Below are 13,543 nucleotides of genomic sequence, written 5' to 3' on the forward strand. Positions count from 1 at the left end.
CCCAGCCGGACGCCTGCTGTGGTGTACGTCGTGCATCACGGAAATCCCCCGGGGCCCGCCGTGGCTTGAAGCTACTGGCGAGTAGGAGACCCGGGGTGGAGATACCCGCGCAGGACGCCGCGCACATGGCGCGCGCCGTCGAGCTGGCCGGGCACGGACACGGCACCACCAGCCCCAACCCCGTCGTGGGCTGCGTCGTGCTCGACGCCGCCGGCCAGGTCGTGGGCGAGGGCTTCCACGCGTACGCTGGCGGGCCGCACGCCGAGATCGTCGCGCTGGCCCAGGCCGGAGAGCGGGCGCGGGGCGGGACCGCCTACGTGACCCTCGAACCCTGCGACCACACCGGCCGGACAGGGCCCTGCAGCCGGGCCCTGCTGGACGCGGGAGTGGTGCGCGTGGTGATCGCCGTGCCCGACCCCAACCCGAAGGCGGCCGGCGGGGTGGCGCGGCTGCGGGCCCAGGGTGTCGCGGTGACGTCCGGGGTGCTGGCGGGGGCCGCGGAGCGGGGCAACGAGGAGTGGCTCACGTACGCGCGGCTCGGGCGCTCGCACGTGACCTGGAAGTTCGCGGCCACGCTCGACGGCAGGTCGGCCGCCGCCGATGGCACCAGCCGGTGGATCACCTCACCCGAGGCCAGGGCCGACGTGCACCGCCTGCGCGCCGCCTCCGACGCGATCGTGGCCGGCATCGGCACGGTCCTCAAGGACGACCCCCACCTGACCGCCCGCCCGGCCACCCTCGGCACCACCCCCGCGCACGCCGGACGCGGATGGGCGGACGGCGGTGGCCAGGCAGACGGCGGTGGCCACGCGGACAGCGGCGGTCGCGTGGACGGTGGCGGCCGCGTGGACGGCGGTGGTCGGGCGGGCGACGGCGGTCGGACGGATGGGCGAGATGGGCGAGATGCTCCGCCGGCCGGGAGCGGTGTCGCCTCGGCAGGCGATGGCCCGGGAGGCGACGCCTTGGGAGGCGATGGCCCGGAGGTGCGGGGCGGCGCGCCGGAGGGTCGCCCGGAGGCCGGGGAGGCCCGTACGCGTGGCATGGCGAGCCGTCGTGAGTCCCCGGCGAGTCCCCGGAGCGGCGGCGGCCGGGTGCCGCTGCGGGTCGTGGTCGACACGGAGGGCAGGACCCCGCCGGGCGCCCGGGCGCTCGACGACCAGGCGCCCACGCTCGTCGCCGTGGCCGACGACGTCGACACCGCCCTCGAGAGCGTCCTCGAGAGCGGCCTTCTCCGCCTGCCTCGCCAGGGCCCCGGCCTCGACCTGCACGCCCTGCTCAAGGAGCTGGCCGCCCGCGACGTCGTCACCGTGTTCCTCGAGGGCGGGCCCACGCTGGCCGGCTCGTTCATCAGGGAGGGACTCGTCGATCGCGTGGTCGCCTACGTGGCGCCCGCGCTGCTCGGCTCCGGCCCGGCCGCGCTCGGCGCGGCGGGGGTGCGGACGATCGGCGAGATCCACCGCCTGACTTTTGATGATCTTTCTCTCATAGGGCCGGATGTACGGCTCATCGCCCGGCCCACCACTCAACCAGGCAGGGAGCAGTGATGTTCACCGGAATCATTGAGGAAAAAGGCGAAGTGGTGGCCATCGACCAGGCGGGCGGCGGAGCCCTCCTGTCGGTGCGCGGCCCGGTCGTGACCTCCGATGCCAAGCACGGAGATTCGATCGCCGTCAACGGCGTGTGCCTGACGGTCGTGGAGGTCAAGGACGACGTGTTCACCGTCGACGTGATCAGGGAGTCGCTCGACCGCAGCTCCCTCGGCGGGCTGGAGGAGGGCTCGGCGGTGAACCTGGAACGTGCCGTACGCGCCGACCAGCGCCTCGACGGGCACATCGTGCAGGGCCACGTCGACGGCACGGCCGTGCTGCTGTCGCGCGACCCGGGTGAGAGCTGGGACGACCTGCGCTTCTCGCTGCCAGGGCCGCTCGCCCGGTACGTGGCGGAGAAGGGCTCGATCGCGATCGACGGAATCAGTCTGACGGTCACGACGGTTGACGACGAAAGCTTCGGGGTGAGCCTCATCCCGACCACGCTGAAGCTCACCACGATGGGCGAGCGCCAGGTGGGCGACATGGTGAACATCGAGGTCGACGTGATCGCGAAGTATGTGGAAAGGCTGGTGGTCAGGCAGTGAACTGGGCCGAGGCCGGATTCGAGATATTCGGCACACACGTGCTCTGGACCGACCTGGTCGGCAACATCGCCGCCCTGTCCACGGTCCTGCTGGCCATGCGCAAGTCGATGTGGACGTGGCCGGTGCAGTTCACCGGCGCGGTGCTGCTCCTCATCGCCTCCGTCAACGCGGGCCTGACCGGAAACGCGCTCAAGCAGGCGCTGTTCGGGATCCTGGCCGTCTACGGCTGGTGGGCGTGGCGGCGCGGCACGCAGGGCGGCAGGCAACTCGCCGTCCGGCCCGCCGACTGGCGGGAGCGGTCGCTGCTGATCGGCGCCATGCTGGCGGGCACCGCCGTGGTCGGGCTGCTGTTCTTCTTCACCGGCCTGTCGTGGGGCGCGCACGTGCCGCTGCCGGAGGGCGCGTTCCTGGTGGCCGCCGACGCCTACATCTTCGTCGGCAGCGCGGTGGCCACCTGGGCGCAGGGCCGGGCGCTGGTGGACTTCTGGATCGTGTGGGTGGCGGTGGACCTGGTCGGGGTGCCGCTGGCGTTCAGTTCGGGACTGGTGGTCTCCGGGGCCGTCTACGGCGTCTTCTTCGTCCTGGTCATCATCGGGTTCGTGAAGTGGCTGCGCGAATACCGCTCCGCGCCGCTGGCCGTGGCGGTGGCGCAATGAGCGAGATCAAGCTCGACCCCATCGAGCGCGCCATTGAGGACATCCGCGACGGCAAGCCGGTCGTGGTCGTGGACGACGAGAGCAGGGAGAACGAGGGCGACCTCATCTTCGCCGCCGCCAAGGCCACGCCCGAGCTGTGCACGTTCACGATCAGGCACACCAGCGGCATGATCTGCGTGGCCATGGAGGGCAAGGAGCTCGACCGGCTCGGGCTGCCGCTCATGGTCTTCCACAACAAGGAACGCATGCGGACGGCGTACACGATCACCGTGGACGCCCGCGACGGCGTCACCACGGGCATCTCGGCGGCCGACCGGGCCAAGACGATCCGCACGCTCGCCGACTCGGCGACCGAGCCCAACGAGCTGGTACGCCCCGGGCACACGTTCCCGCTGCGCTACCAGGAGGGCGGCGTGCTGGCCCGGCGCGGCCACACCGAGGCGGCCGTCGACCTGGCCAGGCTGGCCGGGCTGTCGGCGGCCGGGGCGCTGGCCGAGGTGGTCAACGACGACGGCACCATGGCCCGGCTGCCCGAGCTGCGCCGCTTCGCCGACGAGCACGACCTGGCGCTGGTCTCCATCGAGCAGCTCGTCGACTACCGGCGCCGGGCCGAGAGCATGGTCACCCGGGTCGCCGAGACGCGGCTGCCGAACGCGTACGGGATGTGGCGGGCCTACGGCTACGCCAGCGCGCTCGACGGCGGCGAGCACGTCGCGCTCGTCTTCGGCGACCTGGCCGGCGGTGAGAACGTCCTGGTCAGGGCGCATTCCGAATGCCTGACCGGCGACGTGTTCGGCTCGCTGCGCTGCGATTGCGGGGTGCAGCTCGACCACGCCATGTCGGCCATCGCCCAGGAGGGCCGGGGCGTGGTCGTCTACCTGCGGGGGCACGAGGGCCGGGGGATCGGGCTGCTGGCCAAGCTGAAGGCGTACGGGCTGCAGGACAACGGCAGCGACACCGTCGACGCCAACGTGGAGCTGGGGCTGCCGGTGGACGCGCGGGAGTTCTCCAACGCGGGGCAGATCCTGGCCGACCTCGGGGTCAAGTCGGTACGCCTGCTCACCAACAACCCGGCCAAGCTCAAGGGCATGGACGGCTACGGCATCAAGGTCCTCGGCCGCGAACCCATGCCGGTGGCCATGAACCCCTACAACGAGCGATACCTCAAGGCCAAGCGCGACCGCCTCGGCCACGACATCTCGGAGGCATCATGAGCAAGCGGCAGGGCCGGGTCGCGTTCGCGTGGCCGTCGGAGGAGGGCGTATGAGCGGGGAAGGCAGGCCGGGCGTCGCGGCGCCCGACGCGTCGGGCATGTCGGTGGGCGTGGTGGCGGCGAGCTGGCACGCCAAGATCACCGACCAGCTCGTGTCGCGGGCCGTGAAGGCGTGCGACGACAGCGGCGCCACGGCGACGGTCGTCCGCGTGGCGGGCTCGCTGGAGATCCCGGTGATCGCCCAGGCCCTGGCCCGCCGCTGTGACGCGGTGGTGGCCCTGGGCGCGGTCATCCGGGGCGAGACCGCGCATTTCGACTACGTCTGCGACTCGGTGACCTCCGGCCTGACCCGGGTGTCGCTCGACGAGGAGACGCCGGTCGGCAACGGCGTGCTCACCTGCGAGACCCTGGACCAGGCGCTCGACCGCTCGGGCCTGCCGGGCAGCAAAGAGGACAAGGGCTACGAATCCACCATCGCCGCCCTCGAGACCGCCCTCCTGCTGCGCAACCTCGGCTGACCTGACGGCGCCGGCCGTGCGACCCGGCCGAACAGAGCGGCCCGCCGCCCCCGGCGCGATGGCGGGTGGCGGGCCGCTCTGGGGTCTTCCGCTGCGGACCTGCGATAAGTTTCCTTCGTGCCAGAGCCCGTGTCCCCTCCGCCCCTGCCCATCACCTGGCGTCCGCGCCGGGGAAGGATCGTCGCGTACGGCTGCGCCACGCTGATCGTGCTGGGGGCGGTGGTGATGGCGATCTTCATCGCCGAGCCGTTCCAGTTGCCCGACCGGGTGGCGATCGTGGCGTTCGGCTGCGCGGTGGCCTACGTGCTGCATCTGCTGGGCCGGGTGCGGGTGGAGGCCGACGAGAAGGGCCTCACGATCGTCAACGCCGTCCGCACCCACCGCTACACGTGGCCGGAGGCTCTCGACATCACGCTGCTGGTGGGCGAGCCGTGGCCGCGCATCGACTTCTCCGACGGGCGCACCATCGGGGCGATGGGGATCCAGGGCTCCGAGAAGGCCCGCGCCCGCCAGGCCACGGCCGAGCTGAAGGCCCTGATCCGGGAGCGCGGGGAGGCCCGCGAGAGCTAGCCGGGTTCGGCGAAGAGCTCGTCCACCGTGTCGACGGTGAGGATGCGGATCAGCCACGCCTGCAGCAGGTCGAGGTCTTCGCAGGCGGAGATGGCCTCCCGCTTCTCCCGGCTGATCCACAGGAAGCGCGTCTGCAGGGCGATGTCGATCGCCCTGCGCGCGGCGGTGACCTTGCTCTGCTCGCGCGCCTCGGGGGAGAGCTGGTGCTGGTCCCAGGAGTCCGGCATGTCGGGGTGGATGGGCATCAATCCTCGCCGAACACTTCGGCCGCCGTGGCGGCGGTGACGGCGCGGACGGTCCAGGTGCGGATCAACTCCTTGTCCTGGCAGGTGCCGATCGTCGCGTGCTGGTCGTCGGTTGTGGCCAGTCCTCGCGTGTCCATCACGGTGAGCAGCGCCTGGATCGCTTCACGTAGCTCGCCCCGGGCCTCTCCCCGGGCTTCCCCTCGGGCTTCCCCCCGGGCTTCGGCGACGTCCTCGATGGGCTTGGTGAAGCGGTCGGGAAGCCGCGTGGCGACGTCGTAGGTGATCATGAGGTCCTCCAGTTGGATGCGGATGTGCTCGGGGAGTTGCGTGCGCAGGAAGTCGTAGTAGAAGAGACTGGCCTCGTCGTCGAGGTGAACCAGCACCTCCGCGACCGCCCGCGCCGTCTGGAGATCGTGCGGATTCGCGGCCGCGGCCAGGGTGGCCAGTTCGGGGAAGCGCTCGATCTCCTCCTGGTCCCGGATGGGCTTCATCAGCCTGGGGCTGAGGACCACCGGAACGAAGAGCAGCGAGGAATCCGCGATCCGGATGCCTTCCCGGTATTTGGCGGCCGTGGCCTCGTCCGGGCAGACGACGAGCAGGATCACCCCGCTCCTCTTCCTGGCCATGAGCCCACCGGCGTAACCGATCCAGTCCCAGACCTTGGACTCCCTGTATCGGCGCTGGATCTCGACGATGAGATAACGCCTCTGGCCGTCGGGCCCCTTCACGGAGACGACCGAATCGGCTCTGGCCTCGGCGACGAGCCGATGACCCATGTCGATGGACTCCTCACGCGCGTCGCTGTAACCCGCGCCGTCGGCTTCGAGGGCGCGGGTCAGCAACTCCAGAGCCAGGTCTGGACGCCGGCGGATCATCTCCACGGGTACTTCGTGCTCAAGGCTGGGGGTCACCTCGATATCCTTCCTTTCGGTGATCGAAAGCTTACCGTTCGTGACGGTCGGTGGGGGTGAATATCGCCGAGGCCGGTGTCCGACGTAGCCTGAAGGCGTGCTGCGGCGGACAATCAGGGCAATGGACATCCAGTCGCCGGCCAGGCTCATCGAGCTGCTCGACCGGCACACCTACCTGGCGGACGAAGGGCTGGCCACGGCCGCCTTCCTGGCGTTGAAGATGGGACGGCCGCTCTTCCTCGAGGGCGAGGCCGGGGTCGGGAAGACCGAGCTGGCCAAGACCCTCGCCGCGCTGCTGAAGGCGCCGCTCATCCGGCTCCAGTGCTACGAGGGGCTCGACGCCGCCCAGGCCCTGTACGACTGGGACTTCGCCCGCCAGCTCCTGCACCTCAAAGCCGCCGAGGCCGCCGGCGTCACCGACGTGGACCGGCTCGAGGGGGAGATCTACGACCGGCGGTTCCTGATCGCCAGGCCCCTGCTCAAGGCCATCGAGACACAGCCCAGCGTGCTGCTGGTGGACGAGATCGACCGTGCCGACGACGAGTTCGAGGCGTTCCTGCTCGAAGTGCTCTCCGACTTCACGATCTCGATCCCCGAGCTGGGCACGATCAAGGCCGCCACGCCGCCCGTGGTCGTGGTGACCTCCAACAGGACGCGGGAGGTCCACGACGCGCTCAAGCGGCGCTGCCTCTACCACTGGCTGGAGCACCCCGGCTTCGACCGCGAGGTGGCCATCCTGCTGCGCCGCCTGCCCGCCTGCACCGAGACGCTGGCCATGCAGGTGGCGCGGGCGGCCGAGCGGCTGCGGCAGGCCGACCTGGTCAAGCCGCCGGGCGTGGCCGAGACGCTCGACTGGACCGAGGCGCTGCTGACGCTCGGCGCCAAGGAGCTCGACCCCGACCGCGCCGCCGCCACGCTGGGCGCGGCGCTGAAATATCGGGAGGACGTCGCCGCCGTGCTCGGCAACGGGCTGCTGACCCATGGATGAGCTGGCCGCGACCATGACGGGCTTCGCCAGGACGCTGCGCGCGGCCGGGGTGGCGGCCGACCACGAGCGCACCCAGAGCCTGCTCAAGGCGCTCGACCACCTCGACGTGACCGATCCGGGCGAGGTCTACTGGGCCGGCCGCCTCACCCTGTGCGCCACGCCCGACGACCTGCCCCGCTACGACCGGTGCTTCGCCGCCTTCTTCGGCGGCCGGCGGGCGTCCCTGGCCCGTACGGCGACCACGAGCGTCACCCGGCACCTGGCGGCGCGCGACGGCGACGGCGAGAGCGGGCGGGACGACGACGAGACGGCGGCGCCCGCCACCGCGAGCCGGGCCGAGGTGCTGCGTCACCGCGACGTGGCCAGGATGACCGAGGCCGAGCGGGCCGAGGTGCACCGGATGCTGGCCATGCTGAAGAGCGGCCGGGCGCGGCGGCGTTCGCGGCGGTTCGAGAGCGCCCACCGGGGCGTCCTCGACCAGCGCCGTACGATCAGGGACGCGCTGCGCAAGGGCGAGGTGGCCAGGCTGCGCCACCGCCGGCACACCACCAGGCCGCGCACGGTCGTGCTGTTCGTGGACGTCAGCGGATCCATGGCCCCCTACGCCGAGACGCTGCTGCGCTTCGCGCACGCGCTGGTCAGGAGCGAGCCGAGGGCCACCAGGGTCTACTCCGTCGGCACCAGGCTCACCCCGATCACCGCCGAGCTGCGCCACCGCGACCCGGGCACCGCGCTCAACGAGGTGTCCAAGGTCGTCCCCGACTGGAGCGGCGGCACGCGGCTGGGCGAGGAACTCAAGGAGTTCCTCGCCCGTTACAGCGCCAGGGGCGCGATGGCGGTGATCGCCTCCGACGGCTGGGAGCGCGGGGATCCCGAGCTGCTCGGCACCCAGATGGCCAGGCTCGCCCGGCAGGCGCACCGGGTGATCTGGGTCAACCCGCACAAGGGGTACGCGGACTACCAGCCGCTCACCGGCGGCATGCGGGCCGCCCTGCCGTACCTCGACGACCTGGTGGCCGGCCACAGCCTGGCCGCCTACGAGCGACTCAGCGAAAGGCTCGCGCATGCGTGACGTGCTGCCGGAGATCATGAAGTGGTGGCGGTCGGGGCTCAGGTTCGGGCTCGCCACGGTGGTGGGCACGTGGAGCAGCGCGCCCAGGCCGCCGGGCGCGGCGATGGCGGTGCGCGGCGACGAGGTGGTCGGCAGCGTGTCCGGCGGCTGCGTCGAGGGCGCGGTGTTCGAGCTGGCCGCCGAGATCGACAAGCCCGTCCTGCAGCGGTACGGCGTGAGCGACGACGACGCCTTCTCGGTCGGCCTCACCTGCGGCGGCATCATCGACATCCTCGTCGAGCCCATCTCGATCGAGACCTTCCCCGAGCTCGGCAGGATCGCGGCCTCGGTGGAGGCCCACGAGCCGGTCGCGGTGGCCACCATCGTCGCGGGCCCCGGCCAGATCGGCGCCCGCCGGATCATCTGGCCGGACCGCTCCACGGGCTCGCTCGGCCTCGAACGACTCGACGAGGCCGTGGACGACGACGCCCGCGGCATGCTCGCCCAGGGCCTGACCGGCATCCGGCACTACGGGGGGCAGGGGGAGCGGCGGCTGGACGACCTGTCGGTGTTCGTGCACTCCTTCGCGCCGCCGCCGCGCATGCTGGTGTTCGGGGCGATCGACTTCGCGGCGGCGGTGGCCAGGGTGGGCAAGTTCCTCGGCTACCACGTCACCGTCTGCGACGCGCGGCCGATCTTCGCCACCGCCAAGCGCTTCCCCGACGCCGACGAGGTGGTGGTCAAGTGGCCGCACGACTACCTGGCCTCCGTGCAGGTGGACCAGCGCACCGTGATCTGCGTGCTGACGCATGACCCGAAGTTCGACGTGCCGCTGCTGGAGGTGGCGTTGCGCACCGACGCCGGTTACGTGGGCGCGATGGGCTCGCGCCGTACCCACGAGGACCGCCTCGTACGGCTGCGCGAGTCCGGCATGACCGACGCCGAGCTGGCCCGGCTGAGGTCGCCCATCGGGCTCGACCTCGGCGCGCGCACCCCCGAGGAGACGGCCGTGTCCATCGCCGCCGAGCTGATCCAGCTCCGCTGGGGCGGCTCGGGGCGCCCGCTGACCACGACAGAGGGCCGCATCCACCACGAGGCGTCGTGAGGAGCGGGCGGGTCGCCGGGCTGGTGCTGGCCGCGGGCGAGGGCTCGCGCCTCGGCACCCCGAAGGCGCTGGTCGAATACGCGGGCGAGCGTCTCGTCGACCGGGCGGTGCGGCTGCTGGAGGAGGGCGGCTGCCACCCCGTGGTGGTCGTGCTCGGCGCGGCCACCGTACAGGTGCGCCGGGCGGTGACCGTGCGCAATCCCGACTGGGCCTCCGGCATGGGCTCGTCCCTGCGGGTCGGGCTGCGGGCGCTGCCCGACGAGGCGGAGCGGGTCGTGGTCGCGCTGGTGGACCAGCCCCTGATCCGCCCCGGCGCGGTACGCGCGCTCATCGAGTCGGGTGCCGGGCTGGCGGTCGCGACCTACGGGGGCCGGCGCCGGAACCCCGTGCTGATCGCCCGCGAGCACTTCGCCGGGGTGGCGGAGCTGGCCACGGGCGACGTCGGGGCGCGGCCGTTCATGAAGGCGCATCCCGAGCTGGTCACCGAGGTGCCGTGCGACCCTCATGGAGACCCGGCCGACATCGACACGCCGGGCGACCTCGACCTCCTACAGACGGAGTGAGGCGATCGCGGCCCGGTGGTCGCTGCCGGTCGCCGGGGCCACGCCGGCCTTGGTGGCCGTCATCCCCTTGTAGAGGATGTGGTCGGGCCGGGTGATCGGGAACTCCGACGGCCAGGTGAAGCCGAACCCGTCGCCCGCCGCGCTCTGGGCGTCGGTGAGCGGCGGGGTGAGCCCGCTCATGCCGCGGTCGGTGGTGGCGGTGTTGAGGTCGCCGAGCAGCAGGATCCGCTTGCTGGAGTCGTCGTCGATGAGCCTGCGCGCGTGCGCCAGCGAGGCGTCGCGTGAGGTGGTGTGGCCCGGCCTGGCCGAGGCCAGGTGCATGACGTAGACGGTGACCTTGCCCTTCGGGGTGGTGATCACCGCGCGCAGGGCCCTGGGCCAGCCCATGCCGACGTCGAGCGGCTCGGTCTGGCTGATCGGGTAGCGGCTCCACAGGCCGACCGTGCTGACCGGATAGTGGTATTTGAACATCTTGTTGAGCTGCTTGGCCGCCGGGCCGCCGCTGGTCAGCTCTTGGGCGGCCAGCACGTCGAGGTCTTTGGCGATCACGCGCACGGCCTCGCCGGAGGCGCTGTTGCGCACACCCACGTTGACCGTGCCGACGGCCAGGTCGCTGGGCCCGCCCGGCGGCGTGCGGAGCAGTGTGGAGCCGAACATCGCCCCCCACACCAGCCCCGGGACCAGCGCCGCGGCGACGGCGGCGGCGGAACGTGCCACGGCCGCGGCCGCGAGCAGCACCGGCACGGACAGCCCGATCCAGGGCAGCACGCTCTCCAGGACGGGCGTGAACCCGCCGAGCGTAGGGATCAGCCGGTGCCCCGCGAGGGCCACGGCCACCACGGCGGAGACGATGATGACGACCCGACTCAGCACTCGAACCAGGCTAGTGGCTCCGGCCCGCCGCGCCGGCGCGATAACCTGTTCACGTCTCAACGGAACATTCTTCGGTTCGGCGGGAGTCCGGCATGCGCATCGGTATGGCACTGAACTATTCGGGCGGCTTCAAGCAGTCGGTGGCCGAGCTGGCCGACTACGAGAAGGCGGGGCTCGACATCGTGTTCGTGGCCGAGGCCTACTCGTTCGACGCCGTCAGCCAGCTCGGCTACATCGCGGCCAAGACGGAGCGGGTGGAGATCGCCTCGGGCATCCTGCCGATCTACTCGCGCACGCCGGCGCTGATGGCCATGACGGCCGCGGGGCTCGACTACGTCTCCGACGGGCGGTTCACGCTGGGGCTGGGCGCGTCGGGGCCGCAGGTGATCGAGGGGTTCCACGGGGTGCCCTACACCGCGCCGCTCGGGCGTACCCGGGAGGTCATCGAGATCTGCCGCTCGGTGTGGCGGCGCGAGCGGCTGCAGTACGAGGGCAGCCACTACACGGTGCCGCTCCCGGCCGGCGAGGGCACCGGCCTCGGCAAGCCCCTGAAGCTCATCAACCACCCCGTACGCTCCCGCATCCCCGTCGTGATCGCCGCCATCGGCCCTAAGAACGTCGAGCTGACCGCCGAGCTGGCCGAGGGCTGGGAGCCGATCTTCTACGTCCCCGAGAAGGCCGGCGAGGTGTGGGGCCCCTCGCTGGCCGCGGGCGCGGCGAAGCGGGACCCGGAGCTGGGCGGGCTCGACGTGATCGCGCAGGCGTCGCTGGCGATCGGCGACGACGTGGCGGGGCTGCTGGAGTTCGGGCGGCCGATGGCGGCCCTCTACATCGGCGGCATGGGCGCCAAGGGCAAGAACTTCTACAACGACCTGGCCAGGCGCTACGGCTACGAGAAGGAGGCCGAGCGGATCCAGGACCTCTACCTCGAGGGCAAGAAGGACGAGGCGGCCGCGCTGGTCCCGTCCGAGCTGCTGGAGAAGATGTCGCTGATCGGCAGCGAGGGGTTCGTCCGCGACCGCGTCCAGGCGCTCAAGGAGTCGGGCGTGACCACCCTGAACGTGACGCCGTTCGCCAAGACCCACGAGGAGCGGGTGCGGCTGATCGAGACGATCAAGGAAATCGCCGGATAGTGAGCTGAATCACCCCTTTGGGGGGAATGGCCCGTTTTGCACGGGTGTTGTGGGAGCTCGTGAGGTTCTCCCTGGTGTTCGTGTGGCTCGTTGAGCGGCTGCACATCGATCTGTGCCGGTTGCACGGATCGCTGTGTCACTGACCGCTTCGCCCGCGTTCGTCCAACCCCTCACCCGGGTGTGCCCCGGCATGCCCTTGTCGCGAAGGCTTCCATTCCCGTGAAGAGATTCACCTTCTCCCTGCAGTTGCTGCTGGGCCTGGCGATCGGCGTCGCCCTCGGCTTCGCCGCCAAGATCTGGGACGTGACCTGGCTGACCGAGACCCTCACCAGGGTCGGCCAGATCTTCGTCCAGTTGCTCAAGCTCGCCGTGCCGCCGCTGGTGTTCACCGCCGTGCTGGTCAGCGTGGCCAACCTGCGCAACGTCAACGGCGCCGCCCGGCTGGCCTCCAAGACACTGCTGTGGTTCCTGATCACCGCGTTCGTCTCGGTCGCGCTCGCGATCGGGCTCGGCCTGCTCATCAACCCCGGCCAGGGCGTCACCCTCGACACCGGCGCCGCCAAGGCCCCCGAGAACGCGGGCACCTGGCTCGACTTCGTCACCGGCATCCTGCCCACGAACGTCGTCACCGCCTTCACCGAGGTGAACGTCCTCCAGATCGTCTTCCTGGGCGCCGTGCTCGGCGCGGCGGCCCTGGCGGCCGGCGAGAAGGCCGAGCCGTTCCTCAACCTCAGCCGTTCGGTCCTCGAGCTGGTGCAGAAGGCGCTGTGGTGGGTCATCCGCCTGGCGCCCATCGGCACGGCGGGCCTGATCGGCAAGGCCGTGTCCACGTACGGGTGGGACCTGCTGGCGCCGCTGGCCAAGTTCAGCGCCGGGGTGTACATCGGCTGCCTCGTCGTGCTGCTGGCCGTCTACCCGGCGCTGCTGGCGGTGTGGGGCAAGGTCAGCCCCGTCACGTTCTTCCGCAACGCCTGGCCCGCGATCGAGCTGGCCTTCGTCTCGCGCTCCTCGGTCGGCACGCTGCCCCTGACGCAGCGGGTCACGGTCGAGCGCAACGGCGTGGACCGCGACTACGCCTCGTTCGCGGTGCCGTTCGGGGCCACGACCAAGATGGACGGCTGCGCCTCGGTGTACCCGGCGCTGGCGGCGATCTTCGTGGCCCAGGTGTTCGGCGTACAGCTCGGGGTGGGCGACTACCTGCTGATCGCGTTCGTCTCGGTGGTCGGCTCGGCCGCCACGGCGGGTCTGACCGGCGCGACCGTCATGCTGACGCTCACGCTCAGCACGCTGGGCCTGCCCCTGGAGGGCGTCGGCCTGCTGCTGGCCATCGACCCGATCCTCGACATGATCAGGACCGCGACCAACGTCGCCGGTCAGATGGTGGTGCCGGTGCTGGTGGCGCGCTCGGAGGGCCGCCTGGACACGGCGGTGTTCAACGCGCCGCCCCAGCCGCTCGACGACGCTCCCGCCGCGCCGTCCCGCGTGCCGGAGCCCGCGGCGGCCTGACACGCCCACGCGAGGGGACGGGGGTCACCCGTCCCCTCTTTTCGTACGTGAGCAGGTGGCGAGCGGGGCGGATGGTG

Annotated in this window: 15 protein-coding genes; 12 read left to right on the top strand and 3 right to left on the bottom strand. The window is 71.6% G+C overall.

Annotated elements, in window-relative coordinates; genetic code table 11:
• The first annotated feature begins 95 nt into the window (after positions 1–95).
• From ribD to AB0I15_RS31315, 6 genes are all read left to right on the top strand, one after another.
• Complete coding sequence (ribD, locus tag AB0I15_RS31290; protein ID WP_358102900.1) at positions 96–1,544, top strand: bifunctional diaminohydroxyphosphoribosylaminopyrimidine deaminase/5-amino-6-(5-phosphoribosylamino)uracil reductase RibD; 1,449 nt, start codon at positions 96–98, stop codon at positions 1,542–1,544.
• A complete protein-coding gene (locus AB0I15_RS31295; RefSeq protein ID WP_358102903.1) occupies positions 1,544–2,134 on the top strand; it encodes a riboflavin synthase in 591 nt (196 codons plus the stop codon). The genes ribD and AB0I15_RS31295 overlap by 1 nt, the downstream gene beginning before the upstream one ends.
• Positions 2,131–2,790, top strand: a complete 660-nt coding sequence (locus tag AB0I15_RS31300; RefSeq protein ID WP_358102906.1) for a nicotinamide mononucleotide transporter family protein — start codon at positions 2,131–2,133, stop codon at positions 2,788–2,790. Before AB0I15_RS31295 ends, AB0I15_RS31300 begins: the two co-directional genes overlap by 4 nt.
• Positions 2,787–4,004, top strand: a complete 1,218-nt coding sequence (locus AB0I15_RS31305) for a bifunctional 3,4-dihydroxy-2-butanone-4-phosphate synthase/GTP cyclohydrolase II (RefSeq protein WP_358102909.1) — start codon at positions 2,787–2,789, stop codon at positions 4,002–4,004. The genes AB0I15_RS31300 and AB0I15_RS31305 overlap by 4 nt, the downstream gene beginning before the upstream one ends.
• Positions 4,005–4,053: 49 nt before the next feature.
• On the top strand, positions 4,054–4,521 hold the full coding sequence (gene ribH, locus AB0I15_RS31310) for a 6,7-dimethyl-8-ribityllumazine synthase (protein ID WP_358102912.1): 468 nt from the start codon (positions 4,054–4,056) through the stop codon (positions 4,519–4,521).
• A 117-nt stretch (positions 4,522–4,638) separates the two neighbouring features.
• The gene (locus AB0I15_RS31315; RefSeq protein ID WP_358102915.1) at positions 4,639–5,091 is read left to right on the top strand and encodes a PH domain-containing protein; all 453 of its coding nucleotides are present in this window, start codon (positions 4,639–4,641) and stop codon (positions 5,089–5,091) included.
• Here the strand turns inward: AB0I15_RS31315 and AB0I15_RS31320 are convergent.
• On the bottom strand, positions 5,088–5,336 hold the full coding sequence (locus AB0I15_RS31320) for a hypothetical protein (protein WP_358102918.1): 249 nt from the start codon (positions 5,334–5,336) through the stop codon (positions 5,088–5,090). The genes AB0I15_RS31315 and AB0I15_RS31320 overlap by 4 nt on opposite strands.
• On the bottom strand, positions 5,336–6,397 hold the full coding sequence (locus tag AB0I15_RS31325; protein WP_358102921.1) for a hypothetical protein: 1,062 nt from the start codon (positions 6,395–6,397) through the stop codon (positions 5,336–5,338). The genes AB0I15_RS31320 and AB0I15_RS31325 overlap by 1 nt, the downstream gene beginning before the upstream one ends.
• On the opposite strand from AB0I15_RS31325, the gene AB0I15_RS31330 reads away from it, so the two are divergent.
• From AB0I15_RS31330 to AB0I15_RS31345, 4 genes are read left to right on the top strand one after another with little or no spacing between them, the layout of a single operon-like run.
• Entirely contained in the window at positions 6,369–7,235 is an 867-nt protein-coding gene (locus AB0I15_RS31330) for a MoxR family ATPase (protein WP_358102924.1), read from the top strand. The genes AB0I15_RS31325 and AB0I15_RS31330 overlap by 29 nt on opposite strands.
• On the top strand, positions 7,228–8,307 hold the full coding sequence (locus tag AB0I15_RS31335) for a VWA domain-containing protein (RefSeq protein ID WP_358102928.1): 1,080 nt from the start codon (positions 7,228–7,230) through the stop codon (positions 8,305–8,307). Before AB0I15_RS31330 ends, AB0I15_RS31335 begins: the two co-directional genes overlap by 8 nt.
• Entirely contained in the window at positions 8,300–9,391 is a 1,092-nt protein-coding gene (locus tag AB0I15_RS31340; protein ID WP_358102931.1) for an XdhC/CoxI family protein, read from the top strand. Before AB0I15_RS31335 ends, AB0I15_RS31340 begins: the two co-directional genes overlap by 8 nt.
• Positions 9,388–9,954 (top strand): nucleotidyltransferase family protein, encoded by a 567-nt coding sequence (locus tag AB0I15_RS31345; RefSeq protein WP_358102933.1) that lies wholly within the window; start codon positions 9,388–9,390, stop codon positions 9,952–9,954. Before AB0I15_RS31340 ends, AB0I15_RS31345 begins: the two co-directional genes overlap by 4 nt.
• Here the strand turns inward: AB0I15_RS31345 and AB0I15_RS31350 are convergent.
• Positions 9,940–10,827, bottom strand: a complete 888-nt coding sequence (locus tag AB0I15_RS31350) for an endonuclease/exonuclease/phosphatase family protein (protein ID WP_358102936.1) — start codon at positions 10,825–10,827, stop codon at positions 9,940–9,942. The two genes, AB0I15_RS31345 and AB0I15_RS31350, sit on opposite strands and share 15 nt — an antisense overlap.
• A 92-nt stretch (positions 10,828–10,919) precedes the next feature.
• Between AB0I15_RS31350 and AB0I15_RS31355 the strand changes: the two genes are divergently transcribed.
• On the top strand, positions 10,920–11,960 hold the full coding sequence (locus AB0I15_RS31355; protein ID WP_358102939.1) for an LLM class F420-dependent oxidoreductase: 1,041 nt from the start codon (positions 10,920–10,922) through the stop codon (positions 11,958–11,960).
• 219 nt (positions 11,961–12,179) lie between these two features.
• Entirely contained in the window at positions 12,180–13,466 is a 1,287-nt protein-coding gene (locus AB0I15_RS31360) for a dicarboxylate/amino acid:cation symporter (RefSeq protein WP_358102942.1), read from the top strand.
• Positions 13,467–13,543 lie beyond the last annotated feature (77 nt).

This window comes from Nonomuraea sp. NPDC050643 (assembly GCF_040654715.1).
GTDB lineage: Bacteria > Actinomycetota > Actinomycetes > Streptosporangiales > Streptosporangiaceae > Nonomuraea.

Bases quoted from the DNA above. Each gene is read 5' to 3' on its own strand.
- AB0I15_RS31355 (WP_358102939.1), top strand. From the start codon at position 10,920: ATGCGCATCGGTATGGCACTGAACTATTCGGGCGGCTTCAAGCAGTCG.
- AB0I15_RS31335 (WP_358102928.1), top strand. From the start codon at position 7,228: ATGGATGAGCTGGCCGCGACCATGACGGGCTTCGCCAGGACGCTGCGC.
- AB0I15_RS31330 (WP_358102924.1), top strand. From the start codon at position 6,369: ATGGACATCCAGTCGCCGGCCAGGCTCATCGAGCTGCTCGACCGGCAC.
- AB0I15_RS31340 (WP_358102931.1), top strand. From the start codon at position 8,300: ATGCGTGACGTGCTGCCGGAGATCATGAAGTGGTGGCGGTCGGGGCTC.
- ribH (WP_358102912.1), top strand. From the start codon at position 4,054: ATGAGCGGGGAAGGCAGGCCGGGCGTCGCGGCGCCCGACGCGTCGGGC.
- AB0I15_RS31295 (WP_358102903.1), top strand. From the start codon at position 1,544: ATGTTCACCGGAATCATTGAGGAAAAAGGCGAAGTGGTGGCCATCGAC.
- AB0I15_RS31325 (WP_358102921.1), bottom strand. From the start codon at position 6,397: ATGAGCCTGGCCGGCGACTGGATGTCCATTGCCCTGATTGTCCGCCGC.
- AB0I15_RS31320 (WP_358102918.1), bottom strand. From the start codon at position 5,336: ATGCCCATCCACCCCGACATGCCGGACTCCTGGGACCAGCACCAGCTC.
- AB0I15_RS31305 (WP_358102909.1), top strand. From the start codon at position 2,787: ATGAGCGAGATCAAGCTCGACCCCATCGAGCGCGCCATTGAGGACATC.